23 protein-coding genes are annotated in these 26,953 nt (G+C 71.8%); 12 read left to right on the top strand and 11 right to left on the bottom strand.

Going from position 1 to position 26,953, the window contains the following annotated elements; genetic code table 11:
• Positions 1 to 37: 37 nt before the first annotated feature.
• The 4 genes from GQQ95_RS00515 to GQQ95_RS19265 form a co-directional block, all read right to left on the bottom strand.
• Complete coding sequence (locus tag GQQ95_RS00515) at positions 38 to 949, bottom strand: alpha/beta fold hydrolase (protein WP_212275198.1); 912 nt, start codon at positions 947 to 949, stop codon at positions 38 to 40.
• A gap of 65 nt (positions 950 to 1,014) precedes the next feature.
• Entirely contained in the window at positions 1,015 to 1,221 is a 207-nt protein-coding gene (locus GQQ95_RS00510) for a hypothetical protein (RefSeq protein ID WP_157425683.1), read from the bottom strand.
• Between the two features lie 121 nt (positions 1,222 to 1,342).
• The gene (locus GQQ95_RS00505; RefSeq protein ID WP_246205116.1) at positions 1,343 to 1,987 is read right to left on the bottom strand and encodes a Pr6Pr family membrane protein; all 645 of its coding nucleotides are present in this window, start codon (positions 1,985 to 1,987) and stop codon (positions 1,343 to 1,345) included.
• Entirely contained in the window at positions 1,984 to 2,208 is a 225-nt protein-coding gene (locus tag GQQ95_RS19265) for a hypothetical protein (protein WP_170296915.1), read from the bottom strand. The genes GQQ95_RS00505 and GQQ95_RS19265 overlap by 4 nt, the downstream gene beginning before the upstream one ends.
• Positions 2,209 to 2,347: 139 nt before the next feature.
• Between GQQ95_RS19265 and GQQ95_RS00500 the strand changes: the two genes are divergently transcribed.
• From GQQ95_RS00500 to GQQ95_RS00440, 12 genes are all read left to right on the top strand, one after another.
• Positions 2,348 to 2,647: a hypothetical protein gene (locus tag GQQ95_RS00500; RefSeq protein ID WP_157425682.1), complete on the top strand. Its 300-nt coding sequence runs from the start codon at positions 2,348 to 2,350 to the stop codon at positions 2,645 to 2,647.
• Between the two features lie 229 nt (positions 2,648 to 2,876).
• Positions 2,877 to 3,866, top strand: coding sequence for a DUF6807 domain-containing protein (locus GQQ95_RS00490; RefSeq protein ID WP_157425680.1), 990 nt, complete (start codon positions 2,877 to 2,879; stop codon positions 3,864 to 3,866).
• Entirely contained in the window at positions 3,863 to 4,621 is a 759-nt protein-coding gene (locus GQQ95_RS00485) for a cupin domain-containing protein (protein WP_157425679.1), read from the top strand. The genes GQQ95_RS00490 and GQQ95_RS00485 overlap by 4 nt, the downstream gene beginning before the upstream one ends.
• Complete coding sequence (locus GQQ95_RS00480; protein WP_157425678.1) at positions 4,618 to 5,751, top strand: Gfo/Idh/MocA family protein; 1,134 nt, start codon at positions 4,618 to 4,620, stop codon at positions 5,749 to 5,751. The genes GQQ95_RS00485 and GQQ95_RS00480 overlap by 4 nt, the downstream gene beginning before the upstream one ends.
• 7 nt (positions 5,752 to 5,758) lie before the next feature.
• Complete coding sequence (locus GQQ95_RS00475) at positions 5,759 to 6,754, top strand: family 43 glycosylhydrolase (RefSeq protein ID WP_157425677.1); 996 nt, start codon at positions 5,759 to 5,761, stop codon at positions 6,752 to 6,754.
• A 234-nt stretch (positions 6,755 to 6,988) separates the two neighbouring features.
• Positions 6,989 to 8,302 carry an ABC transporter substrate-binding protein gene (locus GQQ95_RS00470; RefSeq protein WP_157425676.1) on the top strand — a complete coding sequence of 438 codons (1,314 nt, stop codon included), beginning with the start codon at positions 6,989 to 6,991 and terminating at the stop codon, positions 8,300 to 8,302.
• Between the two features lie 169 nt (positions 8,303 to 8,471).
• Entirely contained in the window at positions 8,472 to 9,380 is a 909-nt protein-coding gene (locus GQQ95_RS00465) for a carbohydrate ABC transporter permease (protein ID WP_246205154.1), read from the top strand.
• Entirely contained in the window at positions 9,377 to 10,294 is a 918-nt protein-coding gene (locus tag GQQ95_RS00460) for a carbohydrate ABC transporter permease (RefSeq protein WP_157425675.1), read from the top strand. The genes GQQ95_RS00465 and GQQ95_RS00460 overlap by 4 nt, the downstream gene beginning before the upstream one ends.
• A 7-nt stretch (positions 10,295 to 10,301) precedes the next feature.
• The gene (locus GQQ95_RS00455; RefSeq protein ID WP_157425674.1) at positions 10,302 to 10,997 is read left to right on the top strand and encodes a hypothetical protein; all 696 of its coding nucleotides are present in this window, start codon (positions 10,302 to 10,304) and stop codon (positions 10,995 to 10,997) included.
• Positions 10,994 to 12,235: an alpha-L-fucosidase gene (locus GQQ95_RS00450; RefSeq protein ID WP_157425673.1), complete on the top strand. Its 1,242-nt coding sequence runs from the start codon at positions 10,994 to 10,996 to the stop codon at positions 12,233 to 12,235. The genes GQQ95_RS00455 and GQQ95_RS00450 overlap by 4 nt, the downstream gene beginning before the upstream one ends.
• A 399-nt stretch (positions 12,236 to 12,634) precedes the next feature.
• Positions 12,635 to 14,728, top strand: a complete 2,094-nt coding sequence (locus GQQ95_RS00445; protein WP_157425672.1) for a beta-galactosidase — start codon at positions 12,635 to 12,637, stop codon at positions 14,726 to 14,728.
• Position 14,729: 1 nt separating this feature from the next.
• Positions 14,730 to 15,812 carry a glycerate kinase gene (locus GQQ95_RS00440; protein ID WP_157425671.1) on the top strand — a complete coding sequence of 361 codons (1,083 nt, stop codon included), beginning with the start codon at positions 14,730 to 14,732 and terminating at the stop codon, positions 15,810 to 15,812.
• 78 nt (positions 15,813 to 15,890) lie between these two features.
• Here the strand turns inward: GQQ95_RS00440 and GQQ95_RS00435 are convergent, their stop codons facing one another.
• The 7 genes from GQQ95_RS00435 to GQQ95_RS00405 all read right to left on the bottom strand — a co-directional run bounded on the left by GQQ95_RS00435 (position 15,891) and on the right by GQQ95_RS00405 (position 26,946).
• Positions 15,891 to 17,186 (bottom strand): sugar ABC transporter permease, encoded by a 1,296-nt coding sequence (locus GQQ95_RS00435; RefSeq protein WP_157425670.1) that lies wholly within the window; start codon positions 17,184 to 17,186, stop codon positions 15,891 to 15,893.
• On the bottom strand, positions 17,183 to 17,935 hold the full coding sequence (locus GQQ95_RS00430; RefSeq protein ID WP_157425669.1) for an ATP-binding cassette domain-containing protein: 753 nt from the start codon (positions 17,933 to 17,935) through the stop codon (positions 17,183 to 17,185). The genes GQQ95_RS00435 and GQQ95_RS00430 overlap by 4 nt, the downstream gene beginning before the upstream one ends.
• Positions 17,936 to 18,044: 109 nt before the next feature.
• The gene (locus GQQ95_RS00425; RefSeq protein WP_157425668.1) at positions 18,045 to 19,106 is read right to left on the bottom strand and encodes a sugar ABC transporter substrate-binding protein; all 1,062 of its coding nucleotides are present in this window, start codon (positions 19,104 to 19,106) and stop codon (positions 18,045 to 18,047) included.
• A 200-nt stretch (positions 19,107 to 19,306) separates the two neighbouring features.
• A complete protein-coding gene (locus GQQ95_RS00420; RefSeq protein ID WP_157425667.1) occupies positions 19,307 to 20,761 on the bottom strand; it encodes a xylulokinase in 1,455 nt (484 codons plus the stop codon).
• A gap of 194 nt (positions 20,762 to 20,955) precedes the next feature.
• A complete protein-coding gene (gene xylA / locus GQQ95_RS00415) occupies positions 20,956 to 22,146 on the bottom strand; it encodes a xylose isomerase (protein ID WP_157425666.1) in 1,191 nt (396 codons plus the stop codon).
• 112 nt (positions 22,147 to 22,258) lie between these two features.
• Positions 22,259 to 24,868: a glycoside hydrolase family 3 C-terminal domain-containing protein gene (locus GQQ95_RS00410; RefSeq protein WP_246205115.1), complete on the bottom strand. Its 2,610-nt coding sequence runs from the start codon at positions 24,866 to 24,868 to the stop codon at positions 22,259 to 22,261.
• Positions 24,865 to 26,946 (bottom strand): beta-galactosidase, encoded by a 2,082-nt coding sequence (locus tag GQQ95_RS00405; protein ID WP_157425665.1) that lies wholly within the window; start codon positions 26,944 to 26,946, stop codon positions 24,865 to 24,867. Before GQQ95_RS00405 ends, GQQ95_RS00410 begins: the two co-directional genes overlap by 4 nt.
• Between the last annotated feature and the right edge of the window lie 7 nt (positions 26,947 to 26,953).

Genomic DNA, 26,953 nt, shown 5'->3' with positions numbered 1-26,953 from the left:
ATGACGGAGTGGCCGACATCGCACCTCCAGGAGCGCGTCATCGCAGCCCGCCGGCGTCAGCCGCGTCGAGCATGGAGCGCGATGATCGCGTCGGCGAAGGGCTCGGGGGCCTCCTGCGGCACGTCGTGACCGGCATCGACGAGCCGGTGTTCGACCAGGGAAGTGAAGTGCTGCTCGTGCGTCGCGGTGGTCGACGGCGCCTCGAGCGGGTCGGCTGTCGCGTCGAGGATGGCACTGCGATCGGCGGTTGCCGTGCGATGAGCGCCTCGTCGGTCTCATGTACGGGATCACCGGGCACGAGACCGTAGCGGTGCCGGTAAAAGTGCACGACGGTGGCGACGAAGTCGGGGTTGTCGAACGAGCCGGCCGTCGATTCGAACACTCCGGGCGGCTCGCTCCAGGTCGGCGACCACTCGTCCCAGAGTTGGCGAGCCAGCGCCCGTCTGTTGCGGTCGAGACCGGCCCGACCTCGCTCGCTGTGGAAGTACCACTGGTACCAGTTGCGACGTTCCTCGACGGGCTCGTCGGGGACGGTCGCCATCGCGGCGATGTCGTGGACGTTGTATCCGCCCACCGTGACGAGCCCCGACACGAGGTCGGGCCGGAGCATCGAGGCCACGCACGCCGCGCGGCCACCCCAGTCGAACCCCGCGACGATCGGCCGATCGAGTGCGAGGCCGGTGATGAGATCGCACAGATCGCCGGCCAGCGCCGCCTGCTGACCCGAGCGCGGAACGTCGGGAGCGAGGTAGGTCGACGGACCGTAGCCTCGCAGGTACGGGACGACGACGTCAGCGCCGGAGGCTGCGAGCCGCGCGGCGACCTCGTCGTAGCATCGCGGGTCGTACGGGAATCCGTGGAGCAGCACGACTGGCCACCCCTCGGCGTCGCCGTGCCGCTCGTACGCGATCTCGACCTGCGATCCGCGAACCGTCTCGAACCCGCTCACGCGTCCAACCTATGACCAACGTGCGACACCGCGGTCAGCCGATGACGGATGCCGCGGCCCAGCGCCTACGCCCTGAGGTCGTCGCCCGCCGGGCCGCCAGCCGCGGCATCCGCGAGTAGGAGTTCCGTCTGGACGCGGCGGTACCTGGCGGTGGCGGAGAAGGCCTTCGTCGCCGAGATGAGGAACACGATCAGGCAGACGAGTGCCGTCAGCAGGGCGAGGGCGAAGACCAGCCAGATCACGCCGTAGGCGCTGAAGTCGGTTGCGTACATGGATCGAACCTAGCGTCGGCGTGACGGCGACGCACGGGTTCTCTGCGCGTCGAAGGCTGGAATGGCCGCGGGTGGAAGGTTGCCAGGGCGTCGGCTGCGGCATCCGTGCGCGGGCGGGGGGTCAGCCGGACATCGACCGGTCGGATGCGGATGAAGGTGAGGGTGCGGGGAACGGCGTCAGCCTGCTCGCCGCCCAGACGAGGGCTCCGGCGGCGAGGAGAGCCGCGAGGAGGCCGGCCACATGGGCGGCGAGGGAGATGAGCCCACGCTCGAGCAGCAGGAAGCCGTACGGGACCCATCCGTCCGTGACGCCACGGAAGAGGACGACCGCGACCCACAGGACGGGGTACGGCAGGACGATCCAGAGCCGCTGCCAGGGAAGGGCCGGGCGGTCGCCGACGAGGAGCCAGTCGAGCGCCACGGCGACGGGGAACACGACATGCAGGAACGCGCTCACCCAGACGGGCGCCGAGCCGGTGCCCGGCACCAGCACGTTGTAGACGACGGCGACGACCAGGAGGCAGGTCGTGGCGATGGCCCGTGCCCCCGGCAGCCCGCGGGGCGCCGTGCGGCCGGCGATGCCGATGACGCCGGCGAAGAGGAGCACGATGCTCGTGAGCAGGCTCGTCTGGTTGGTGAAGTAGCCGAAGTAGTCGAACGCGCTCGTGTCGCCGACGGCGATGCGCAGCGCATACGCGTAGCCGAGGATGGCGATGCAGAGCATGCCGCCGCCAAGACGAACCGCGCCGACTCCGCGTGCGCTCACGGCGAGTGCTCGGACGAGCGCTCGGATGAGCGCTCGGGTGAGCGCTCGAGCCCGCGGCCGAAGACCCAGAGCACGCTCAGCAGGAGCAGCACGGGAACGGCCACGATCGCGATGAGCGTGGGCCGACCGAAGACGAGCGCCGACAGGACACCGGTCAGCACGGCGACGGCACCGACGAGCGTGAACGCGAGCCAGGGGCGACGTGCGGCAGGTGCGGTCATGGCCACAGGGTAGCGGCTGTGATCGTTCCGCCGGACCCCACGGTTCGAGCGGATGCGCCGTTTCGGGCAGGCGCCCTCGACGAGGGGCGACCGGCGGATGTCGCGGCCGCGACGAGGCGCCGAACGATACGCTGCGAGGGTGCAACGGACGCCTCGTCTCCTCGTGATCGTGCTGGTCATCGCCGCCGTGCTCGTCGTCGGCGGGGTCGTGACGATGCTCGTCGCCGGCTTCGCGCAGCCGACGGCGACGATCGGCTGGTTCGCGTACCAGCCGCTGGCCGGCGCGGTGTTCCCGCCGGGCGGGGGAGTCATGGTCACCACGCCGGTGCTGATCGGTGCGGCGGCCGCGGCGCTCGGATTCGTCGCGCTCGCCGGCGCGCTCGGATTCGCGCTCGGCCGGGGGCGGCAGGAGCAGCAGGGGCGGCAGGAGCAGGAGTGACAAGAGCGGCGGTCGCAGGAGAAGGGGCCGGGCAGCCGCATCAGTGAGGGCAGGACCGGCCGGGGTGCCGTCGCCGCCGCGGCGCAGGAGCGCCGAAGGCGCAGGAGCCTGACGGAACGCCCCGCTTCGGGCTGGAGCGGGACGGGCACCCCGTGTACGCTTGGATAACGCTTTCCCGGCGCGCTGCGCGCCGAGCGCCACCCGGATCGACGACGACCGAAGGAGACCGATGCCCGACATCCGCATCGACGAGGCCGACGACCGCCTGCTGATCCGCGGGGGCGATGCCGTGCTCGCCGAGTACGTGTTCCGGCCGACCGACGTGCGCCTCGAGTCGCCGCGCCCGTACTTCAGCCCGATCCGCACGCTCGGCGGCGAGGTCGTCTCGCTCTTCCGCCCCCACGACCACGTCTGGCACAAGGGCATCGCGTGGTCGCTGCCGGTGGTCGACGACGAGAACTTCTGGGGCGGTCCGACCTTCGTGCGCGGCGAGGGCTACGTGCAACTGCCGAACAACGGCGAGCAGCGCCATCGCGACTTCGACGAGCGGTCGGATGCCGCGACCGGCGCTCGCCGGACCGAACGTCTCGACTGGGTGACCGAGGGTGGCCAGGCCGTCTTCGAGGAGGAGCGCACGATCGCGGCGACGATGCTCGCGAACGACGGCGACGGCGACGGCGACGGCGACGGCGACGACGCGGGCGACCGCGGCGCCGAGACTGGGCCCGACGCCTGGCTCCTCGCCTTCGAGACCCGGCTCCGCAACGTGAGCGGGCGGGCGATCCCGATCGGCTCGCCCACCACCCGCGGACGCGAGAACGCCGGCTACGGTGGCCTCTTCTGGCGCGGACCGCGCTCCTTCACGAACGGCACCGTGCTGGCCCCGGGCGTCGCGGGCGGCGACGAGCTGCGCGGCATCCGAGCGCCCTGGATGGGATTCAGCGGCCTCCATGACGGAACCGGCACGGCCTCGACCGTGGTCATGGTCGACCACGCGGCCAACGTGCAGCACCCGCCGCAGTGGTTCGCCCGATCCGAGGACTTCGCCTGCCTCTGCCCGGCGCCGTTCTTCAGCGAGGAGCACGTCGTCGAGTCCGGCGCGACGCTCGAGCTCCGCTACGGCGTGGTCATCGCCGACGGGGCGAGCGACCCCGAGCGGGCGCAGCGGCTCGCCGCCCGCGGCGCTGCGGCACTCGACACGGTGCTCGGCACCGCATGAACACCGCGCGGAGATCGTTCCCCGGCTCGACCTCGGTGAGCCGCCTCGAGGCGTACGCGGATGCCGCGCCCGACGGCCTCGCCGGCGGAACCCCGCACCTGCACACCGTGTCGAGCGAGGCGTATCTCGTCGTCGCCGGCGCGGGCCTCCTGCAGACGGTCGACGCGTCGGGCTTCGCGCAGCATCCGCTCGAGCCGGGGGCGCTCGTGTGGTTCGAGCCGGGCGTGATCCACCGGGCCGTGAACGGCGGCGGGCTGGACGTGCGTGTGATCATGTCGAACGCGGGGCTGCCCGAGGCGGGCGATGCCGTGATGACGTTCCCGGACGACGTGCTCGCCAGCTCGGACGCGTACGCCGCCGCCGCCGCCCTTCCCGGCCCCGACGTGCCGGCCGCCGAGCGCCTCGCCGCAGCCATGGCCCGTCGCGACCTCGCCGTGCGCGGCTTCCTCGACCTCTTCGACGGCGGAGTGCCGAGCCCCGACCGCCTCGACCACGACCGCCTCGAGCGGCTGTACGCCAGGGCGGTCGCCCTCGTCGCGCCGAGGGCGGACGACTGGCGCGCGCGGTGGCGGCGCGGCGCGCTCGCCGACGCCGCGGCGACCGGGGCACGCCTCGATGCACTGCTGGCCGGGCGCGATCCCGGGCTCGCCGCCGCACGCGTGTCGAGCGCGCGGCCCGAGCCGTCGAGCCTCGGCATGTGCGGCGTCCTCGGCCGCTACGACCTCGAATCCCGCCCCGCGGAAGGAACCCGATGACCGAGACCCCGAACGCCGAGCGCCGCCCCGTCGAGCGCACGGCGACCGCACCGTTCCGCGCGGCCCTGATCGGCACCGGCGCGATCGCCGACGCCCACGCGGCGGCCCTCGCCGCGACTCCGGACGCCGAGCTGGTGGCGGTGACCGACCGCGACCCCGAGCACGCCCGCCGCTTCGCCGAGCGCTGGGACGTGCCGGAGGTCGAGGCATCCCTGACCGACCTGCTCGCCCGCGGCGACCTCGACGTGCTGCACGTGCTCACGCCGCCGGGGGTGCACGCCGAGCAGGCGATCGCCGCGCTCGACGCCGGCCTGCACGTCGTCTGCGAGAAGCCCGCGGCGCTGAGCCTCGACGAGCTGGACGCGATGACGGATGCCGCGACGCGCAACGATCGCCGCCTCGCGGTCGTCTTCCAGCAGCGCACCGGCTCCGCGGCCGCACACGTGCGCGAACTGCTGCACTCGGGAGCGCTGGGTCGCCCGCTCGTGGCGAACTGCAACACGCTCTGGTACCGCGACCCCGCCTACTTCGCAGTGCCGTGGCGCGGCAAGTGGGCCACCGAGGGCGGTGGGCCGACGCTCGGCCTCGCCATCCACCAGATCGACCTGCTCGCGTGGCTCCTCGGTGACTGGACGAGCGTGCAGGGCCAGCTCTGGCGCCTCGACCGCGAGACCCAGATGGAGGACGTCTCCACCGCGGTCGTCACGTTCGAGGGCGGCGTCGTCGCGTCCGTCGTCACGAGTGCGCTGTCACCCCGCCAGACGAGTTCGATCCGCATCGACACCGAGCTCGCGACGATCACCGTCGACCACCTCTACGGGCACGCCCACGAGCACTGGCGCATCACGCCCGCGCCAGACGTCGCACCCGAGGTGCAGGCGGCCTGGGCGCTGCCCGAGGTCGAGGAGGGCAGCGGACACGACCCCCTCGTCCGTGACATCTACGCGGCCCTGCGCTCGGGCGAGCCGCTGCCGGCGACGGCGACCGAGGTCGCCACGTCGTTCGAGATCGTCACCGCCATCTACTCCTCGGCCACGTCGGGTGCGGTCGTCACCCCCGAGACGCTCCGGGCGGATGCCGCGCACCGCCGCAGCCTCGAGAGCCCCGTCGCCGACCTGCGCCGGGCCTGACGGGCGAATGGCCGACCCGGGACGCGGGCTCGCGGCATCCGTCGACGGCGATCGCGGAGGACCGGCCATCGACGACGCGATCTTCCACGACCCCGTCCACGACGGCGCGACGGATCCGACCGTGATCCGCCACCGCGACACGGGGGAGTGGTGGATGTTCTTCACCCAGCGCCGCGCCACGGTCGACGAGCCCGGCGTCGCCTGGGTGCACGGCACCCGCATCGGCGTCGCCCGATCGCGCGACGGACTCGACTGGCGGTACGCGGGCACGGTCGACGGACTCGAGGCGGATGCCGCCGCGGTGCGCGAGACGCACTGGGCGCCCGAGGTGATCGACGACGGCGAGCGCTACCGCATGTACCTCACGGTCATCGACGGCGTGTTCGCCGACTGGGACCACCCCCGACGCATCGTCGAGTACGTGAGCGACGACCTCGTCGGCTGGCGCCGCGTCGGCGACGTGCCGTTCGGTTCCGACCGGGTCATCGACGCCTGCGTCGCGCGTTCCCCCGACGACCGGTGGCGACTCTGGGTCAAGGACGAGGCCGACGACTCTTCGACCTGGTCCGCCGTCAGCGAGGACCTCGCGTCGTGGCGGGTCGAGGGACGCGTCATCGGCGGTCGTCCGCACGAGGGCCCGAACGTGTTCGAGCTCGGCGGCTGGTGGTGGATGCTCGTCGACGAGTGGCGCGGCATGGGCGTGCACCGTTCGCGGGACGCGCGGACCTGGCGCAGGCAGGGCGGTCCCGACGATGTGATCCTCGGCGAGCCGGGTCGTCGTCGCGGCGACGCGACGTTCGGCCGGCACGGCGACGTGGTGGTCGACGGCGACCGCGGAGTGCTCTACTACTTCACGCATCCGCACTGGGACGGCAGCGAGCTCGGTACCTCCGAGGCATCCGACGCGCGACTGAGCGCGATCTTCGCGGCGGAGCTGCGTGTGGAGCATGGCAGGCTGGTATGCGACCGCGACGCGCCGGTCTCGGCCCTGCCCGAGGCCTGAGCGAGACTCGCAGGACACCCCAGTTTCGACCCCCGATCTTGCGCTGATCTGGGTTTCTCGTGGAATGGCGCCGGTCGCGGCATCCGTGGATGATCACGAATTGAAACGATTTTGCGATTTCGGTTGACCGCCCGGCATCGCTCGGTTACATTTGGGCAAGCGCTTTCCCGCAGGCAAGGCAATGGCGAGCGCTGCAGGCACCAGGCAGACACTGACGTTTCCGGGAGGACAACGATGTTCAACATTCGTACGCGACGCACGGCGCTCGCCGCAGCGGCATTGACCGCGAGCGCAGCGCTCGTGCTCACTGGGTGCTCCGGCGGCGGCGCCGAGACGGCAGCCACCTACGACCCCGACGAGAAGGTCACCCTCGACCTCGCGTTCTGGGGCAACGACGTGCGCGCCGAGCTCTACGACGCGGCCATCGCGTCCTTCAACGAGGAGTACCCGAACATCACGGTGAACACCTCGTTCCTCGGCTTCCCCGAGTACTGGGAGAAGCGGCAGACCGAGGCGGCCGGCGGCGGCCTGCCCGACGTCATGCAGTTCGACTACTCCTACCTGCGGCAGTACTCCGAGAACGGGCTCCTGCTCGACCTCGAGCCCTACCTCGGCAACGTCATCGACACCGAGCCGCTCGCGCAGAACATCCTCGACATCGGCGTGGTCGGCGACGAGACCACCGGCATCCCGACCTCCACGAACGCCTGGGGCATGTACACCAACCCCAAGCTGCTCGAACAGGTCGGCGTCGAGGAGTTCGCCGGCGGCGACTGGGAGGACTACGACGCCTGGATGAAGGAGGTCACCGACGCGGCGACCGCAGCCGGCGTCGAGCTCTGGGGCGGCACCGACTGGACCGGTCGCATCCAGAACTTCGAGGTGCAGCAGCGCGCCAAGGGTGAAGACCTCTTCACCGAGGACGGCGAGCCCAACTTCACCGAAGAGGACCTCGCCGCGTTCTGGGAGCAGGGCGACGCCGTCCGCACCGATGGCAGCGTCATCGGCCAGCAGCGGCTCGAGGAGATCTACCCTCTCTCGGGCTTCGACTCGGCGCTCACCGCGAGCGAGCTGACGTGGGACAACTTCGGCGCCGGCTACCTCGGCAACCTGGGCACCGACTTCACCGAGCTCGGCCTGTTCGAGCCCCCCGTGACGGAGGAGGGCGCCAAGGACCTCTACCTCAAGCCCTCCATGCTGCACTCGATCTCGGCGAAGACCGAGCACCCCGAGGCTGCGGCGACGCTCGTGAACTTCCTCGTCAACAGCCCCGAGTCGGGTGCCGCGTTCGGCACCAACCGCGGCCTCCCGGCGTCGACGACCGCGCTCGAGGGCGCGGACCTCGACCCGCTGAGCCAGCAGATCGCCGACTACGAGGCCTCCATCGCCGACCGTCTCGGCGACGCCCCGCCCGTGCCGATCGTCGGCTACGGCACCCTCGAGGAGAAGTTCCGCCTGATCGGCCAGGAGCTCGGCTACGGCACGCTCACGGTCGATGACGCGGTCTCGCAGTTCTTCAGCGAGATGGACGTCGTCCTGAACCAGTAGTCGGCGCTCGCGCCGCGACTCCGGGCGGGGAAGGCAGACCCCGCCCGGAGTTCCCATCTCGGGAAGATCGGAGTTCCACGTGACCACCACCCAGTCCATCGTGACGGCGGGAGCCGACGCGAAGGCCATGCGCCGAGAGCTGCGCCGCGCCGAACGCGGCGGGCCCTCGATGAGTCCGGGCAGACGCCGCGCCGCGAGGCGCGAGTCGGTCGCCGGGTACGGGTTCCTCGTGCCGTGGCTCATCGGGTTCCTCGGCCTCACGCTCGGCCCGATGCTGTACTCCCTCTACCTGGCGTTCACGAAGTACAACCTGTTCAAGGACCCCGAGTGGGTCGGGTTCGACAACTTCGTGCGCATGTTCACCGACGACCCGCAGTTCATGCAGTCGGTGCAGATCACCCTGGTCTACGTGCTCGTCGGCACGCCGATCAAGCTCGCCGCGGCGCTCGGCATCGCGATGCTGCTGAACTACCGCAACAAGGGGTCGGGCTTCTTCCGCTCCTCGTTCTACGCCCCGTCGCTCATCGGCGCCTCGGTCTCCGTCGCGATCGTGTGGCGGGCCATGTTCTCCACCGACGGCCCCGTCGACAACAGCCTGAGCTTCTTCGGCATCGACCTCGGCGGATGGGTCGGCAACGTCGCCCTCGTCGTGCCGATGATGATCCTGCTCGCCGTCTGGCAGTTCGGCGCCCCGATGGTGATCTTCCTGGCCGGGCTCAAGCAGATCCCGCAGGAACTCTACGAGGCCGCCGAGATGGACGGTGCCGGCCCGGTGCGCAAGTTCCGCTCGGTCACCATCCCGATGCTCTCGAGCGTCATCTTCTTCAACCTGCTGCTCGAGCTGATCAACGCGTTCCAGATCTTCGCCTCGGCGTACATCATCTCGAACGGCTCCGGCGGCCCCGCCGGCATGACCAACTTCTACACCGTCTACCTCTACAAGCGCGGCTTCGCCGACCTGCAGATGGGGTACGCGTCGGCGATGGCCTGGGTGCTGGTGATCGTGGTCGCGATCATCGCCTTCATCCTCTTCAAGACGTCCACGCGCTGGGTGCACTACGCAGGAGAGAACCGATGAGCACGATCGAAGTCCCCAGGGCCGAGTTCCTCGAGATCTCCACCGATCAGCCCGCCCAGCCGCGTCGGCGCCGCATCAAGCGCAAGACCGTCAACACCGTCATCTGGATGGTCGCGCTGCTCGCGCTCACCGCGATCGTGCTCTACCCGCTCGTGTGGATGCTGTTCGCGACCTTCAAGCCGTCGAGCGAGTTCGGCCAGAACCCCGGCCTGATGCCCGAGAACCCGACGGTCGACAACTACGTCAAGGTCGTCGAGGGCATCGCCGGAACCCCGCTCTGGCGGTTCTTCGCGAACTCGCTGTTCATCGCGGTGATGGCCGTGATCGGCACGCTGTTCTCATCGGCCCTCGCGGCGTACGCGTTCGCCCGCATCAAGTTCCGCGGCGTCGGGCTGCTGTTCGCGGCGATGATCGGAACGCTGCTCCTGCCGTTCCACGTCATCATCATTCCGCAGTACATCATGTTCAACAAGCTCGAGCTGGTCGACACGTACTGGCCGCTGATCCTGCCGAAGTTCCTCGCGACCGAGGCGTTCTTCGTGTTCCTGATCGTGCAGTTCATCCGCAACATCCCGCGCGACATGGACGAGGCGGCGCGCATCGACGGTGCCGGACACCTCCGCATCTTCTTCTCGATCATCCTCCCGCTCATCAAGCCGGCCCTGATCACCTCGGCGATCTTCACGTTCATCTGGACGTGGAACGACTTCCTCGGGCCACTGCTCTACATCAACACGCCAGAGGAGTACCCGCTCCCGATCGCGCTGAAGCTCTACAACGACCAGACCTCGACGTCCGACTACGGGGCGACCATGGCCGTGTCGTTCCTGGCGCTGCTGCCGATCCTGATCTTCTTCATCGTCTTCCAGCGGTTCCTGGTCGACGGCGTCGCGACCCAGGGCCTGAAGGGCTAGGTCCCGGATGTCGCGAGCAACCGACCGGGCCGCCCGTCACGCCGCGGCGACGGGCAGCGGTCCCACGCGCGACGACGCGGCCGGGCGGGCCCGGTTCCCCGGGGCGAAGAGCGCGTTCGGCCTGCTCGGCGAGGTGCTCGTCATCGGCGTGCTGATCGCGGTCGTGTCGGTGCCGATCATCACGCTCCCGGCGGCGCTCGCCGCCGGAGTGCGGCACCTGCGGCGGTTCCTCACCGCCGACGACTCGTCGCTCGGGTGGTTCTGGCGCGACGTGCGCTCGGCGCTCCTCGGCGGGACGGCGATCGGCGCGGCATCCGTCGTCGTCGCCCTCGTGCTCGTGCTCGACATCGACCTCGCCGGCTCCGGCGCCCTGCCCGGCGGACCGCTCATCGCGGTCGTCGGCTGGGCCGGGCTCGCCGCCCTCGCGCTCGCGCTGTTCACGGCATCCGGCCTGTGGAGCCCCGAGTCGGGGTGGCTCGCGGCGCTGAAGGCCGTGCCGGGTGCGCTGCGCGCCGACCCGGCCGGTGCCGCGTACCTGCTGGCGACCGCGGGCTTCGCGGGCGTCGTGACGTGGCAGCTGTTCCCGCTCGTGATCCCGGCGCTCGGCTGCATCGCGCTCGCGATCGTCGCGGTGCCCGAGCGCCCTCGGCGCGGTCACGGCGAAGCCGACGTGGAGATCGAGCGCGGGGATCCACGCGCGTGAGCAGCGAGCGCGCGCTGGTCGAGGCATCGTCGCCCACCCGCCCGCTTCCTGAATGGGCGCGGGAGGCGAGCCTCGGCATCTTCGTGCACTGGGGCGCCTATTCGGTACCGGCCTGGGCCGAGCCGACGGGCGCGCTCGGCACGGTGCCCGACGACGAGTGGTTCGCGCACAACGCCTACGCGGAATGGTACGCGAACACCACCCGCATCGAGGGCTCGCCCGCCGCGCTGCACCATGCCCGCGAGCACGGCGGAAGGCCGTACGAGGCGTTCCTCGACGAGTGGCGTGCCGAGGCCTACGACCCGGCCGACTGGGCGCGGTTGTTCCGTGACGTGGGCGCCGACTACGTCGTGCCCACGACGAAGCACCACGACGGCATCGCGCTCTGGGACGCCCCCGCAGCCGGCGACCTCACGACCGTGGCGCGCGGCCCGCGCCGCGACCTCATCGGCCCGCTCGCCGACGCCGTGCGCGCCGAGGGCCTGCGCTTCGGCGTGTACTACTCCGGCGGGCTCGACTGGGCCTTCGCGGGGCATCCGCCGCACCGCTCGAGCGAGGACATCGAGCGGCAGCGACCCAAGGATGCCGCGTACAACGCCTACGCGTTCGCGCAGGTCGCCGACCTCGTCGACCGGTACGCGCCCGACCTGATCTGGAACGACATCGACTGGCCCGACGCCGGCAAGTCACCCGGCCCGCACTCGATCGAGGCGCTGCTCGACGCGTACCGCGCAGCGGTGCCCGACGGCGTCGTCAACGATCGCTGGGGCGCGCCCGTCGGCGACTACGCCACGAGCGAGTACGCACACGACGCCGACCACGAGTCCGGCGCCGGATGGGAGCACTGCCGCGGCCTCGGCTTCTCGTTCGGCTACAACCGCGCTGAAGACGAGTCGCTGACCCTGTCGCCTCGCGAGCTCGCACGCCTCTACGCCGACGTGGTCTCGCGCGGCGGGCGCCTGCTGCTGAACGTCGGGCCGACCGCATCCGGCGAGATCCCGCCCGTGCAGCGCCGCACGCTCGAGGGCGTCGCCGGCTGGATGACGTCGGTCAAGCCGCACACGATCGGGCGTCGCATGCTCGGCCCCGACGAGCTCGAGGCGCTCGAGGTGACGGATGCCGCGTGGTGGCGCGCGTGGGCGGCCGGGGAGCGCATCGTGGTCGTCGTCGACGGGCCCGCGGCATCCGCTCGCAGCGCGGACGGGCGGCCGGTGACCGTGGTGGCGCTGCCCGAGTAGCGGGTGGCAGGGGGTGGTGGGGCTGCTCGCGCGACACGCCGGCGAGAGGTCGCAATCGGTCGGCATTCCGCGCGGATGGCGACCATTCGCGACCACTCGCGCGCGCCACCCGCCGTGTCGCGCCCGCATCAACTCGCGCCGTGCGACATCGCGCCACCCGGCGCGTCGGCCCCGCATGAGCTCGCACCGTGCGACATCGCGCCACGCGGCGCGTCGGCCCCGCATCAGCTCGCCCCGTGCGACATCGCGCCGGTCGGCGTGGCAGGGTGGGTGGCATCCGGGCGCTGGACGCGTGCCGGCTCGTCGCCTGGGCCCGACCGCCGAGAGCGACATCGCGGCACCGGGGCGGTCGTCCCGTAGACTTGGAATACGCTTTCCCACCAGTGACGGAGGAACCACGTGCACTACGGCGCCGACTACAACCCCGAGCAGTGGCCCGAGGAGATCTGGCCCGATGACGTGGCGCGCATGCGCGAGGCCGGGGTCACGACGGTCAGCCTCGGCATCTTCTCGTGGGCGCGCCTCCAGCCGCGCGAGGGCGAGTTCGACTTCGGCTGGCTCGACCGCGTGATCGACCTGCTGCACGAGGGCGGCATCGCCGTCGACCTGGCCACGGCGACCGCCTCGCCGCCGCCGTGGGCGAGCGCCGCGTACCCCGAACTGCTGCCGCAGGACGAGAACGGGGCCACGTACTGGCCCGGGAGCCGCCAGCAGTTCGCGCCGTCCTCGCCCGTGTACCGGCGCCTCGCCGGCGAACTCGTGAGCGCGATCGCGGAGCGCTATGCGCAGCATCCGGCCGTCGTCATGTGGCACGTCAACAACGAGTACGGCTGCCACCTGAACATGGACTTCTCGGATGCCGCGCGCGACGCGTTCCGGCGGTGGCTCGCCGATCGCTACGGAGACGTCGACGCGCTGAACGCGGCATGGGGCACGAACTTCTGGGCGCAGCGCTACCAGTCCTTCGACGAGGTGTTCCCGCCGCGCAAGGCGCCGTACAGCCTGAACCCCGGGCAGATGCTCGACTACCGGCGGTTCACGAGCGACATGCTCCTCGAGTGCTACCTCATGGAACGCGACCTGATCCGCGCCGCGGGCGCCACGCAGCCCATCACGACGAACTTCATGGGTGCGTTCAAGCCGGCGAACTACGAGCAGTGGGCGCCGCACCTCGACGTCATCAGCGACGACTGCTACCCCGACCCGAACGATCCCGAGAGCTTCCGCGCCGCGGCGTTCCAGCGCGACCTCGTGCGCTCCTTCAAGCCCGACGTGCCCTGGTACCTCATGGAGCAGGCGACGAACGCGCTCAACTGGCGCCCGTCGAACGCGCCGAAGGCTCCCGGGCAGATGGCCGCGCTCAGCGCCCAGGCGATCGGGCGCGGCGCCGACGGCATCCTCTTCTTCCAGTGGCGGCAGTCCCGTGCCGGGGCCGAGAAGTTCCACTCGGCGATGCTGCCGCACGCGGGCACCGACACGCGCACCTGGCGCGAGGTCACCGCCCTCGGCGACGCGCTCGGGGCCCTGCCCGAGCTGCCCGTGGGCGGCCGTGACGCCCGCGTCGCGCTCGTCTTCGACTGGGAGAACTGGTGGGCCGTCGAGGCATCCGACCACCCGATGAACGGCGTCGACTACCTCGCCGTCGTGCAGCGCTGGTACCGCGCGCTGCACCGGCGCCACGTGCAGGTCGACATCGTGCCGGCAGCCCGCGTCGACGACCGCTACCAGGTGGCGATCGCGCCGTTGCTCGGCCTCGTGCGCGAGGCGGATGCCGCGGCGCTCGCCGCGTTCGTCGAGGGTGGCGGTCACCTCCTGGCGGGCCCCTACACCGACGTCGTCGACGAGGTCGACCGGTTCCGCGTGGGCGGGTTCCTGACCCAACTGGGCGCGACCTTCGGCGTGCGGCTCGAGGACTTCGGCGCGCTCGTCGCGCCCGATGCGCCCGAGTCCGAGCCGGGGGCCAGGCGAGCGCACTTCGGCGGCGGATCCTCCCCACTGCCCGAGTCGGTCGGCACGCTGCTCGCCGAGGAGATCCACGTGACGGATGCCACGGTCGAGGCCGCGTTCTCCGGCGGACGCCGCGACGGCGATCCCGCGCTCACGCTGCGCCGCTCGGGCCCCAGCGGGGCGGGGGCGGCCCGCTACCTCGCGACGGTGCCCGACGAAGCCGGCGTGCAGGCGGTCGTCGACCACGTCCTCGCCGACGCGGGTGTCGAGCCCGTCGTCGCCGGACTGCCCGAGCACGTCGAGGCCGCGCGCCGAGGCGAACTGCTGACGCTCATCAACCACGGTGGCGCGGACCTCGTCGAGGTGGCCATCGTCGGCACGGATGCCGTGAGCGGGCGCCCGATCGACGGCGTGACGCTCGGCGCCTACGACTGGGCGCTCGTGCTCACCGCGGCGGATGCCACGTCGGGCGCGGAGGCCGCGTCCGCCCCCGAGGCCGCGCCCGCCCCTGAAGACCGGACCGACCGCAACCCGGCGGCCCGCTGACATGCGCGTGGTCATCGCGCCCGACTCGTTCAAGGGCACCGTCGAGGCGACCGATGTCGCCGCGGCGCTGGCCCGCGGCTGGGCGCGGGCCCGGCCGGGTGACGAACTCGTGGAGATGCCGATGGCCGACGGTGGCGAGGGCACGCTCGACGCCTTCCTCGCCGCGGTCCCCGGTGCGACGCGCGTGCCCGTCGAGGTGCTCGGCCCCGACTCCCGGCTGGTGCCCTCCAACTGGGTGCTCCTGCCCGACGGCACGGGCGTCGTCGAGCTGGCGTCGACCTCGGGCATCACGATGCTCGATCCGCTGCAGCCGCTCGACGCGCACACGGTCGGGTTCGGCGAGGCGATCGCGGCGGCCCTCGATCATGGGGTCGAGCGACTGCTGCTCGGGCTCGGCGGCAGCGCGACGACCGACGGCGGTGCCGGCGCCCTCGCAGCGCTCGGCGCGAGGTTTGCGGATCCCGCGGGCGAGCCCGTCCGGCCCGGCAACCGCGGCCTCGCGGACCTGGCCGCCGTCGACCTCGGCTCGCTTCGCGCCCTGCCGCCCGGGGGCGCCGTCGTGCTCGGCGACGTGACGAACCCGCTGCTCGGACCCACCGGAGCCGCGGCGGTCTTCGGGCCGCAGAAGGGAGCGGATGCCGCGACCGTCGAGTTCCTCGAGGCGAACCTCGCCCGGCTGGCCGGCCTCGTCGACGCCGACGCCGGCGCGCCCGGCACGGGCGCCGCGGGCGGCACGGGCTTCGCCATGCTCGCATGGGGTGCCCGGCTCGGCGGCGGCGCCGAGCTCATCGCCCGAACCATCGGCCTGCCGGGCGCGCTTGCCGACGCCGACCTGGTCATCACGGGGGAGGGCCGCTACGACGGGCAGTCCGAGGCGGGCAAGGCCCCGACCGAGGTCGCCTGCCTCGCCGAGCAGGCCGGGGTGCCGGTGGCGCTCGTCGCCGGGGCGATCACGGCCGAACCGGCCCGCTTCGCGGCATCCGTCTCGCTGACCGAGCTCGCGGGCGGTGCCGCCGGCGCCATGGCCGACGGCGTGCGCTGGCTCGAGGAGGCCGGGGCACGACTGGCCCGCGACCTCCCCTGAGCGCGTCTCGCGGACGCGGAACGTGGAACGGGCCCGGCGACATCCGCACGGGCCCGTTCCACGTTCGCCGTCAGCTGGTCAGGTGCGCAGGATCGACCCGCCGGCGCGCTTGCGCGAGACCGCGTCGATCGTCGCGGCGAGGATGAGCACGCCGCCCGTGACGGCGTAGTTCACGCCGGCCGGCAGGTTCAGCAGGCCGAGGCCGTTCGTGATGACCGCGATGACCAGCGCGCCGATGGCGGCGTGGATCAGGCGACCGCGGCCGCCGAACAGGCTGACTCCGCCGACGACGGCCGCCGCCACGCCGCTGAGGACGATGTCGCGCCCGGCCGCGGCATCCACCGATCCGACCTTGCTGATGCTGAACAGGCCCGCGACGACCGCGAGCGAGGAGCACACGATGAACGCTGACCACCGGATCGCGGCGACCTTGACGCCCGAGCGCCGCGCCGCCTCGGCGTTGCCGCCGACGGCGTAGATGTAGCGGCCGAACTTCGTGCGGTCGAGCACGAACGTGCCGAGCCAGAGGATCGCGAGCGTGATCGGCACGACGATCGGGACGCCCTCGATCGCCTTGAATCCGGTGCCGCGGTTCTGGTTGAGGATCAGCACGACGACGCCGCCGAGCACGGCGATCGTGATGAGCTTCGCCCAGACGAGGGCGATCGTGCGGTTCGGGACCCCGGCGCGCGTGCGCCGGGAGCGGTCGATCCACGACGTCGTCGCCGAGACGGCGAGCATCACCACGAGCATCACCCAGCCGCCCCACGTGGGCAGCGTGCCGTTCTGGATCGCGAGGATCTCGGGCGTCTCGACGCGGTACAGGCCGCCCGCTCCGATGATGATGAGCTCGAGGCCCTGGAACCCGAGGAACAGGCCGAGTGTCACCACGAACGATGGGATGCCGACCTTCGCGACGAAGAAGCCGATGAACGTGCCGATCGCGATGCCGGTGAGGAACGCGATCGCGAGGGCCAGGATCCAGTTCAGGTTCACGACCGCCACGAGCACCACGAAGATGACCATCGTGAGGCCCGCGGTGACGCCGGCCGAGAGGTCGATCTCGCCGAGGAGCAGCACGAACACGAGCGCCATGCCGAGCATGACGAGCGTGGCCGCCTGGGTCAGGAGGTTCGCGAAGTTCCGCTCGGTGAAGAAGAACGGGCTGAGCGCCGTGAACAGGACGCTGAGCACGACGAACCCGGCGACGGCCGGAAGCGCGCCCATGTCGCCGCCGCGCACCCGCTGCACCCAGGCGCGGACCTGGTCCATCAGTCCGCCCTCCTGGCCGCTGCCGATCAGCTGCTCGGTGCTGAGGGCGGAGAGCACCGTCGTCGACTCGGTCGCCGGAGCGCCGCCGTCGGCCGCGCTCATGCGGAGGTCCCCTCGTAGGTCTTCACGCCGGTGATGTAGCCGATGACGTCCTCGTTGTTCGTCTCGCTCGTCTTGACGGAGGCGACCATCTGGCCGAGGTAGAGCACGCTGATGTAGTCGGCGACCTCGAAGACGTCCACGAGGTTGTGGCTGATGATGATGACCGAGACGCCCTGCTCGGCGAGGCGCTTCACGAGGGCGAGCACCTGCGCCGTCTGGGCGACGCCGAGGGCGGCGGTGGGCTCGTCGAGGATGACGACCTTCGCCTTCTTCAGCACCGACCGGGCGATGGCCACCGTCTGGCGCTGGCCGCCCGAGAGTGAGGAGACCTTCTGGCGCACCGACTTCACGGTGCGCACGGAGAGCTGGCGCAGCGTCTCGGCCGCCTCGCGCTCCATGCGGCCCTCGTCGAAGGTGCCGGCCGAGAGCTCCTCGCGACCGAGGAACATGTTCTGCACGATGTCGAGGTTGTCGCACAGCGCGAGGTCCTGGTAGACGACCTCGATGCCGAGCGCGCCCGCGTCGCGAGGGCTGTGCAGGTGCACGGGGGAGCCGTTGAAGAGCACCTCGCCGCCGTCGTAGGGCTGCACGCCGGCGAGGCCCTTGATGAGCGTCGACTTGCCGGCGCCGTTGTCGCCGACGAGGGCGGTGATCTTTCCGGGATACGCCGTGAAGTTCACGCCCTTCAGCACATCGACGGGGCCGAAGCTCTTCACAACCCCCTTCAGCTCGATGATCGGCATGTCCATGCCGGGTCCTTTCTCTGGGGAACTGCGCTGTCCCGGGATGTCGTCAAGCGGGAGCGGGAGGCTCCGGGACGATCGTTCGTCCCGGAGCCTCCCGTCTGGTGGTGTGGTGCTATCCCACGCCGTGGGTCGTGCAGGCCTCGGCGACCTCGTCGGTGCAGATCTCGGCGGCGTCGGCGTTGCCGTCGTCGACGACCTTCTGCACGTCGTCGGGTCCGACGAGGATCGGCGTGACCGCGATGTACGGCGTGCCGTCCTCGAGCTGCTTGTCGACCGAGGGCTTCTCACCGTTCAGGAGCTGGATGGCCAGCTCCGAGGCGGCGTCGGCCTCGAGTGCGAACGGCTTGTAGACCGTGGCCGTCTGCTTGCCGAGGAGCACGTTCTGCAGGCCGGCGATCGAGGCGTCCTGACCCGAGACGGGAACGGTGAGGCCGTTCTTGTCGAGGATCGTGATGACGCCCGCGGCGTTCGTGTCGTTGGCGACCCAGACGGCGTCGACCTTGCCGCCGAGGGCGGTGAGGGCCTGCTCGAAGTTCGTCGCGGACTTGTCGCCGTCCCAGACTCCGGGCGGCTCCTGCGCGGGCGTGATGCCGGCGGGCTCCATGACGCCGACGGCTCCGTCGTGGAACATCTTCGCGTTGCCGTCGGCGGGGTCGCCGCCCATGTAGACCACGACCGCGCTGGCCGGGTCCTTGCCGGCGGCCTCGAGGCCGTCGAGGATCGACTGCCCCTCGAGCGCGCCGACCTGCTCGTTGTCGAAGGAGACGTAGTAGTCGGCGCCCTCGATCGGGCGGTCGTAGGCGATGACCGGGATGCCCTGGTCCTGCGCCTTGGACGTGACGGCGACGGCGGCGCCGTTGTAGTCGACGAGGAGCATCACGCCGCAGCCCTTGCTGAGCTGCTGGTCGGCGATGGTGGCGTACTTGCTGGTGTCACCCTGGGCGTTCTGGATGTCGGCCTCGAAGCCGGCGTCGGTGATGGCCTTCTCGAGGGCGGGGCGGTCGCCGTTCTCCCAGCGCGGCGATGATGCCGCATCGGGGAGGATGACGCAGGCACGGGTGGCAGCCTCTCCGCCGCCCTCGCCTTCGCCGCCGCTGTTGCTGGAGCACCCGGCGAGCATCAGCATCGATGCTCCGGCGAGGGCTGTGATCGAGATCAATGAAGACTTCTTCATCGTTCTCCCCTTCTCGTTGTGAGTGTGCAGGACATTCACTGCTGCCGTGTCTGCACTGACTGCGGCATGAGGATACTGACCGCTCTGTAAGGAGAGCGGTAGTCCGGATTCGATAACGATCGGGTAACACCGGGAGTGATGTGACACGTCACATCAGAGGCGGAAAGCGGTCTTCGTCAGTGCTGGCAACGATGGCCCTGTCACATGCTCGAAGGGGACTCCTCTCGACGGGTTCGGCGGTCTGCGGAAGTCGAATCGATTCGGTCGGCAGCGGCCCTCGCGTAGCGCTCGCGGATGTGCGCGCGGTGGTCGCTCGGCAGGTGCGCCGCGACCTCGATCGGCCACGTCGGGCGGGTCCCGGTGAGCGCCCATGCCGCCTGCCGCGCCGCACCGTCGGCGACGTACTCGCCGGGGGCGGGTACGACGACGGGGGCGTCGAACACCTGCGACGCGACCGTGCGGACCGCGGGGTTCTGGGCGGCTCCGCCGATGAGCAGGATCCGGTCGGCGACGACGCCGAGCGAGGTCACCGCGTCGAGTCCGTCGGCGAGCCCGCAGAGCATGCCCTCGATGGCGGCCCTCGCGAGGTTGGGCCGCGTCGTGCTCGCCAGGGTGAGGCCCTCGAGGCGGGCCGTCGCGTCGGGCAGGTTGGGCGTCCGCTCGCCCTCGAAGTAGGGCACGAGCACGGCACCGGATGCCCCGGGCCCGGCCTCGAGCGCCAGCCGGCCGAGCTCGTCGTGGTCGACGCCCAGCACGCGCGCGAAGGCGTCGAGGACCCGTGCGGCGTTCAGTGTGGCGACGAGGGGCAGCGAGCGCCCGGTCGCGTCGGCGAACCCCGCCACGGTGCCCGAGGCGTCGGCGATCGCGTCATCCGTCACGGCGAAGACGGTTCCGCTCGTGCCGATCGAGACGACGACGTCGCCGGATGCCGCGTCCAGGCCGAGCGCCGCCGCGGCATTGTCGCCCGCGCCGGCGCCGACGAGGATCCCGTCGGGGGTGCGGCCGGCCGCCTCGGCGGGGCCGAGCACCCTCGGCAGCACGGCATCGTGGCCCAGGGCCTGCACGAGGAGGTCCCGGTCGTAGCCGTCGGCGCCCCAGTACCCGGTTCCGCTCGCATCGGAGCGGTCGGTGGTGAGCTCGTCGAGCACCGGGCCGAGCACCGACTCGCCGGTCGGACCGTAGCCCCGCAGGCGCCAGGTCAACCAGTCGTGGGGGAGCGCCACGGCCGCGACCCGAGCGGCGTTCTCGGGCTCGGCGTCGCGGAGCCAGCGCAGCTTCGTCGCGGTGAACGAGGCGACCGGCACGACGCCCGTGCGCCGGGCGTATTCGCCAGCCCCGACCTCGGCGATGAGGTCGAGCGCGGCCTGCGCCGAGCGCGTGTCGTTCCAGAGGAGGGCGTCGCGGATGACGCGCCCGTCGGCGTCGAGGGCGACCATGCCGTGCTGCTGGCCGCCGATCGCGATGGCCTCGACGCCCTCGAGTCCGCCGGCGTCGCCGATCGCCGAGAGCAGGGCACCCCACCACGCGGCGGGATCGACCTCGGTGCCGTCGGGATGGGGAGCGCGGCCCGACCGCACGAGGGCGCCGGTCGCGGCATCCCGGATCACGATCTTGCACGACTGCGTCGACGAGTCGACTCCTGCGACGAGCGGCATCGCCCGCCCCCTTTTCTCTGAGGTGTTCCTGAACCGGGTCGACCCCTGCGCCGCGTCGTCGAACGCGGCGCAGGGGTGGTCATCGAGGGGCTTTCCGAGGCGGGCCCATCCGTCGCGATCCCGAGGCTGCCGTAGCACGCCCTTCGGTGCTGACGCGCCTCCATGGGCCTCGACTGCCCCCCGCGTTCGCGAGGCTAGCGCGCGCCCAGCAGGTGCTCGGTCGCGAGCTGCTGCAGCCGCACGAAGCCGCCGCCCTTGCCGCCGTAGTAGGCGTCGGCGTCGAACTCCTCGTAGGCCGAGCGGTCGGCGAGGAACTCCGCGTAGGTCTCGCCCTCGTTCAGCGTCGGCACCGCGAGCTCGGGCACGCGGGCGGCCTCGAGCGCCTCCTGCACCTCGGGGTCGGCGCGGAAGGCCGCGGCACGCTCCTTCAGCAGCAGGTAGGTGCGCATGTTGGCCGCCGCCGACTCCCACACGCCCTTCTCGTCCTCGGTGCGCGAGGGCTTGTAGTCGAAGTGGCGCGGGCCCTCGTAGGCGGGCACGCCGCCGGGGCCGCCGTTCTCGAGCAGGTCGACGAGCGCGAACGCGTTGTGCAGGTCGCCGTGGCCGAAGACGAGGTCCTGGTCGTACTTGATGCCGCGCTGGCCGTTGAGGTCGATGTGGAAGAGCTTGCCGTGGAACAGCGCCTGCGCGATGCCGGCGGCGAAGTTCAGGCCCGCCATCTGCTCGTGCCCGACCTCGGGGTTCAGGCCGACGAGCTCGGGGCGCTCGAGGGAGTCGATGAACGCGATCGCGTGGCCGAGCGTCGGCAGCAGGATGTCGCCGCGGGGCTCGTTGGGCTTCGGCTCGATCGCGAACCTGATCTCGTAGCCCTTGTCGGTGACGTAGTCGCCCAGCAGGTTCACGGCCTCGCGGTAGCGCTCGAGCGCCTGGCGGATGTCCTTGGCGGCGTCGTACTCGGCGCCCTCGCGACCGCCCCACATGACGAAGGTCTTCGCACCGAGCTCGGCGCCGAGGTCGAGCTGGCGGAACACCTTGCGCAGGGCGTAGCGGCGCACGTCGCGGTCGTTGGCGGTGAAGCCGCCGTCCTTGAACACGGGCGCGCTGAACAGGTTCGTGGTCACCATCGGGATGATGAGCCCGGTCGACTCGAGGGCGCCCTTCAGGCGGTCGATCTGGGTCTGGCGCTCGGCGTCGCTCGAGCCGAACGCGAACAGGTCGTCGTCGTGGAACGTGAGGCCGTAGGCGCCGAGCTCAGCGAGCTTCTCGACGGCGTGCACGACGTCGAGGGGCTTCCGGGTCGGGCCGCCGAACGGGTCGGTGCCGTTGTAGCCGACCGTCCAGAGGCCGAAGGAGAACTTGTCGTCGCGGGTGGGCGCGAGAGCCATGGTGGGGCTGCCTTTCAGCGTCATCGATGAAACGTCGAGTGATTTGTTGGTCACGACAACATAACGCGGAGCAGGCCGAACTCGCAACCCCTCGACCGGGGGCGGAGACGTGTCAGGAGACCAGGAGCAGGGTGGAGGCGGGAAGGTCCTCCGACGAGGGCCCGGCCGCGATCCGGTACTCGCCGGCCTGCACCCGCAGCGCCCCGGCATGCAGCCAGTCGTCGGGGGCGCCGTCGATGCGCAGCGCGTCATCCCACACCGCGAGGCGGTCGATCGCGAAGGAGAGGTCGAGCTCGCGACGCTCGCCCGGCGCGAGCCGCACCCGCTCGAAGGCCACCAGCAGCCGGAGGGGCGTGGGCAGCGGCAGGTCGGGGTCGGGCAGGGCGTAGAGCTGCACCAGTTCCTCGGCGTCGCGATCGCCGGTGTTGCGCACCGTCACGCGTGCGCGCACAAGGCCCTCGGCCGCCGGGCCTCGATCCTCCGCACCCCGCAGCACGGCGCCGAGCGGCGCGTGCCGATGCGTCGGCGGCGGGGCGGTCCCCTCCGCGGTGCCGAGCTGCACGTCGTCGTAGACGACGCTCGAGTAGGTCAGGCCGTGACCGAATGCGAACGCCGCCCGGCCCGGACGGTGGCGGTACGTCGCCTGCTGGCGCAGCGTGTCGTAGTCGAACAGGTCGCCCGGTTGCGTCGGATCGGCCGGCCAGGACTGGGCGAGCCGGCCCTCAGGTTCACGTGCTCCCGAGAGCACGTCGGCGACGCCGTGCCCGAGCTCCTGCCCGCCATGGCTCGACCACACCACGGTCGCCGCGTCGTCCGCCTCGCCGAGGACGTACGGATAGCTCGAGACGATCGCGAGCACCGCGCGCTCGGCGCCTGCACCGGTTCCGCGGGCTGCCTTCCACACCGCGACGGCGGCATCGGGCAGCATCAGGTGCGGGCGGTCCTCGGTCTCGCGACCGGCGATGTGGGGGTCGTTGCCGACGGCCACGACGACGACCTCGGCTCGCGATGCCGCCTCCGCGACCGCGGCGAGGCCGTCGCGCACGACGACCGGCTCGAAGCGCTCGGCCTCGACGAGCGTCGGCGCCTCGGCGACGAGCAGGCCCACCTCGCGGGCCACGCGAACCCAGCGACCGGACCCGCGGTGCAGGAGCGACCAGGTGCCGTCGGCGTGCACGTGGCGCATGAAGGTCTCCTGCGCCACCCACCCGCCGACCCGTCCGGCGTCGGCCCTCATCGGCCAGGCGCCGCCCGTGAGGAGCCGGCCGCTCGCCTGCGACCGGAGCGTGAGGATGCCGTCGCCCCAGTCGGTGACGTCGAAGCGCGCCTCGGTGGGCACCGGCTCGCCGTCGGATGCCTCGCCCGACGCGGCGACGACGAGGCCGTCCGCGTCGCTGACGACGAACCGCCCGGCCGATCGGGCGCGCAGCCCGACCGTGTCGGCGCCCGTGACGACCTCGACGGCAGCCTCCGGATACCGGTCGGCGAGGCCGGCGGCGATGCCGACCGAGTACGGCGGCGTGCCCGAGTACCAGTCGGTGAGCACGGCGTCGGCCAGCGGGCCGACGACGGCGATCGAGGACGGCGCTCGCAGCGGGAGCACGCCGAGCTCGTTGCGCAGCAGGACGACCGAGCGAGCGACGGCCTCCCGGGCGAGTTCGCGCGACGCGGGTTCGTCGACGGCCTCGGCGCCGATCGTCGCGTACGGGTCTGCGGCGCCGTCGAACTCGCCCGTGCGCACGCGCAGTTCGAGCAGGCGCAGGACGGCGCGATCGACGTCGTCCTGGTGGACGAGGCCCGCCTCGAGGGCCGCGTTCACGTTGCGGACGGTGGGCCCGGCATCCGCGTTGTCGTCGGTGAACGAGTCCACCCCCGAGCGCAGCAGGGCGGCGGCGGCGTGCGTCGCGTCGGGCTGGGCACGCTGCACCGTGACGAGGAAGGTCGGCGCACCGGCATCCGACACGATCGCCAGCGAATCGTCGGTCCAGCTGCGCGCCTCGGCGACGAGCTCGGGCTGGGTGTGCGCGGGCACGCCGTTGACCCGGTTGTAGGAGAGCATCATGCTCCCGGCGACGCCGACCTCGATGGGCTCCCGGAACGCGGGCAGCTCCTCTTCGTGGAGGGTGCGCAGGGACAGCTCGGAGGATGTCGCCGAGCGGTCGGTCTCGTTGCCGTAGCCGAGGAAGTGCTTGAGCGAGGGCACCGTGCGCCACACGCGCTCGTGGTCCCCGCGGAGGCCGCGGCAGTAGCCGGTGGCGAGATGCGCGGTCAGGTGCGGGTCCTCGGAGTAGCCCTCCTCGTTGCGGCCCCACAGCGGGTGCCGCAGCACGTTCACGACCGGGGCCCACGTGTTCAGGCTCACGCTCGGATCGGCCGCGCGCTTGGCGCGCACCTCGGTCGAGGCGACCTCGGCGACGCGGCGCAGGAGCTCGGGGTCCCAACTCGCGGCGAGCCCGACCGGCTGGGGGAAGACGGTCGCCGTGCCGAGCCAGGCCACCCCGTGCAGCGCCTCGCACCCGGTGTGGAACGCGCCCACGCCCAGGCGATCGATCGCGGGCGCCACCTGGTGCAGCATCGCGATGCGCTCCTCGCGGGTCAGCCGGCCCGCGAGGTCGGCGGCGCGTTCGGCGCTCGGCCGGCTCGGATCGCGGAACGCGGCGGCCGTCATCGCCTCGGTCGTCGCCTCGGTCGTCGCCTCGTTCGGCTCGGTCTCGTCGGTCACGCGGGGAGTCCTTCGCTCGGGGATTCGTTCAGGATCACGGCGTCGCCCGGGGCGACGACGACGGTGCCGGCGCTGCGCTCGCCGCTCAGCAGGTCGACCGCGCCGGCGGCCACGTCGACCGACGCGGGGGCATCTCCGTGGTTCAGCAGGAAGAGCAGCCGGCCCCGGCGCACGGCCTCGAGGCCGATGGGCAGGGCGGATGCCGCGCCTGCCGGCCCCATCGTCCCGCGCACGCCGGCGTCGCCGAGCGCCGTGCCGATCACGGTCGAGAGGAGGGCATCGCTCGCCACGGTGCCGAGGTACCACGCCGCACCCGCCCCGACGGGGTTGCGGGTGATCGCCGGGCGGCCGGCGAGCAGGCCCTCGGCGAACGTCGCGCGCACCTCCGCACCGTCGCTGCGCAGCTTCTCGCCGAGGATCGACGCCGAGGACGACGCCGAGACGTCGTCGCCGACGGCCCAGTCCCGGCTGAGGTCCAACCGCGTCGTCCCGTCGGGCAGCGGGCACCACTCCTCGCCGCTCACGCCGACCAGGTCGCGCAGCAGCACGGGCGAGCGTCCTGGGAGCAGGTGCGCGTCGGCATCCGCGACCCCGCTGAACGGGCCGACGACGAGGTGCGCGCCCGCCGCGACCGCGGATCGCAACGACTCGGCCGCGCCCGGCTCGACGAGGTAGCTGTGCGGCATCAGGATCGCGCGGTACCCCGAGAGGTCGTCGCCGGGGGCGAGGATGTCGGGCGTGACGCCACGACGCCAGAGCTCTCGATACCAGCGACGCAGCTGCTCGAGCGTCGAGAGGCGCTCCGTCGGACGGCTGGACTCCTCGCCGGCCCACCAGCTGGGCCAGTCGAAGAGCACCGCCACCTCGGTCTCGACGGTCGAGCCCGCGACAGGGCGCAGCGAGGCGAGTTCTGCGCCCTGGCGGACGACGCCCTGGAACACCTCGGTGTCGGGCCCCGCGATCGGCAGCATCGCCGAGTGGAACCGCTCCGAACCGGCCTTCGACTGCCGCCACTGGAAGTAGCAGATCGCGTCGGCTCCGCGGGCGACGGCCTGCAGCGAGTCCAGGCGCGCCTGCGCCGGCGACTTGGGCAGGTTGTGCGCACGCCACGAGGCCGCGCTGACGGCCTGCTCCATGAGCATCCACGGCCTGCCGTGGCCGAGCGAGCGCATCAGGTCCTGCACGAGTGCGACGTCGGCGTGCGAGCGCGGATCGGCGGGGTCGGGGTACTGGTCGTCGGCGACGACGTCGACCGAATCCGCCCAGGAGCGGTAGTCCACGAGCGGGAACAGGCCCATGAAGTTCGTCGTGACGGGCTGGGTCGCCCCGCTCGCGCGGATCGCGTCGCGGAGTTCGCGGTGGCAGGCGAGCAGTTGGTCGGAGGTGTAGCGGCGGAAGTCGAGCGACTGCGTCGGGTTCACGACGTAGGGCATGCGGCGTGGGGGAAGGACCTCGTCGAAGTCGTCGTACCGCTGCGACCAGAAGCTCGTCGCCCAGGCCTCGTTCAGTCGGTCGACCGTGCGGTAGCGGGCGCGCAGCCAGTCGCGGAACTCGCGCGCCGCCTCATCGCCGAAGTCGACCTGGCCGAACTCGTTGCCGACGTGCCACATGCGCACCGCCGGGTGCCCCGCGTAGCGAGCGGCGAGGTCGCGGGTGATCGCGAGCGCACGCTCGCGGTACACCCGCGAGGCGGGCGAGAACTGGTTGCGCGATCCGGCGACGAGCCGTACGCCGTCGGCATCGACCGGGAGGACCTCGGGATGGTGCACCCCGAGCCACGGGGGAGGCGAGGCGGTCGGCGTGGCGAGGTCGACGGCGATGCCGGCACCGTGGAGCAGCTCGAGCACCTCGTCGAGCCAGGCGAACTCGCGGGCCCCGGGGCGCGGTTCGATGAGCGCCCAGCTGAAGACGCCGACCGTGACGAAGTTGACCCCCGCCCGTTGCATGAGCGCGACATCCTCGCGCCACACCTCGCGAGGCCACTGCTCCGGGTTGTAGTCCCCGCCGAAGAGGATGCCCCGGTCGGCGGTCAGGGCCGAGAAGGCGTGATGCCCCTGCCGGGGTGACGATGATGACATGACGTGA

The organism is Agromyces salentinus, from assembly GCF_009749395.1.
Taxonomy (GTDB): Bacteria; Actinomycetota; Actinomycetes; order Actinomycetales; family Microbacteriaceae; genus Agromyces; species Agromyces salentinus.
This window is presented reverse-complemented; position numbering and strand designations above follow the sequence as displayed.

Excerpts from the sequence above, each read along its gene's own strand:
- GQQ95_RS00425 (WP_157425668.1), bottom strand. The coding sequence starts at position 19,106 with ATGAAGAAGTCTTCATTGATCTCGATCACAGCCCTCGCCGGAGCATCG.
- GQQ95_RS00460 (WP_157425675.1), top strand. The coding sequence starts at position 9,377 with ATGAGCACGATCGAAGTCCCCAGGGCCGAGTTCCTCGAGATCTCCACC.
- GQQ95_RS00485 (WP_157425679.1), top strand. The coding sequence starts at position 3,863 with ATGAACACCGCGCGGAGATCGTTCCCCGGCTCGACCTCGGTGAGCCGC.
- GQQ95_RS00480 (WP_157425678.1), top strand. The coding sequence starts at position 4,618 with ATGACCGAGACCCCGAACGCCGAGCGCCGCCCCGTCGAGCGCACGGCG.
- GQQ95_RS00455 (WP_157425674.1), top strand. The coding sequence starts at position 10,302 with ATGTCGCGAGCAACCGACCGGGCCGCCCGTCACGCCGCGGCGACGGGC.
- GQQ95_RS00405 (WP_157425665.1), bottom strand. The coding sequence starts at position 26,946 with ATGTCATCATCGTCACCCCGGCAGGGGCATCACGCCTTCTCGGCCCTG.
- GQQ95_RS00510 (WP_157425683.1), bottom strand. The coding sequence starts at position 1,221 with ATGTACGCAACCGACTTCAGCGCCTACGGCGTGATCTGGCTGGTCTTC.
- GQQ95_RS00475 (WP_157425677.1), top strand. The coding sequence starts at position 5,759 with ATGGCCGACCCGGGACGCGGGCTCGCGGCATCCGTCGACGGCGATCGC.
- GQQ95_RS00440 (WP_157425671.1), top strand. The coding sequence starts at position 14,730 with ATGCGCGTGGTCATCGCGCCCGACTCGTTCAAGGGCACCGTCGAGGCG.
- GQQ95_RS00420 (WP_157425667.1), bottom strand. The coding sequence starts at position 20,761 with ATGCCGCTCGTCGCAGGAGTCGACTCGTCGACGCAGTCGTGCAAGATC.
- GQQ95_RS19265 (WP_170296915.1), bottom strand. The coding sequence starts at position 2,208 with ATGACCGCACCTGCCGCACGTCGCCCCTGGCTCGCGTTCACGCTCGTC.
- GQQ95_RS00490 (WP_157425680.1), top strand. The coding sequence starts at position 2,877 with ATGCCCGACATCCGCATCGACGAGGCCGACGACCGCCTGCTGATCCGC.
- GQQ95_RS00435 (WP_157425670.1), bottom strand. The coding sequence starts at position 17,186 with ATGAGCGCGGCCGACGGCGGCGCTCCGGCGACCGAGTCGACGACGGTG.
- GQQ95_RS00430 (WP_157425669.1), bottom strand. The coding sequence starts at position 17,935 with ATGGACATGCCGATCATCGAGCTGAAGGGGGTTGTGAAGAGCTTCGGC.
- GQQ95_RS00470 (WP_157425676.1), top strand. The coding sequence starts at position 6,989 with ATGTTCAACATTCGTACGCGACGCACGGCGCTCGCCGCAGCGGCATTG.
- GQQ95_RS00465 (WP_246205154.1), top strand. The coding sequence starts at position 8,472 with ATGAGTCCGGGCAGACGCCGCGCCGCGAGGCGCGAGTCGGTCGCCGGG.
- xylA (WP_157425666.1), bottom strand. The coding sequence starts at position 22,146 with ATGGCTCTCGCGCCCACCCGCGACGACAAGTTCTCCTTCGGCCTCTGG.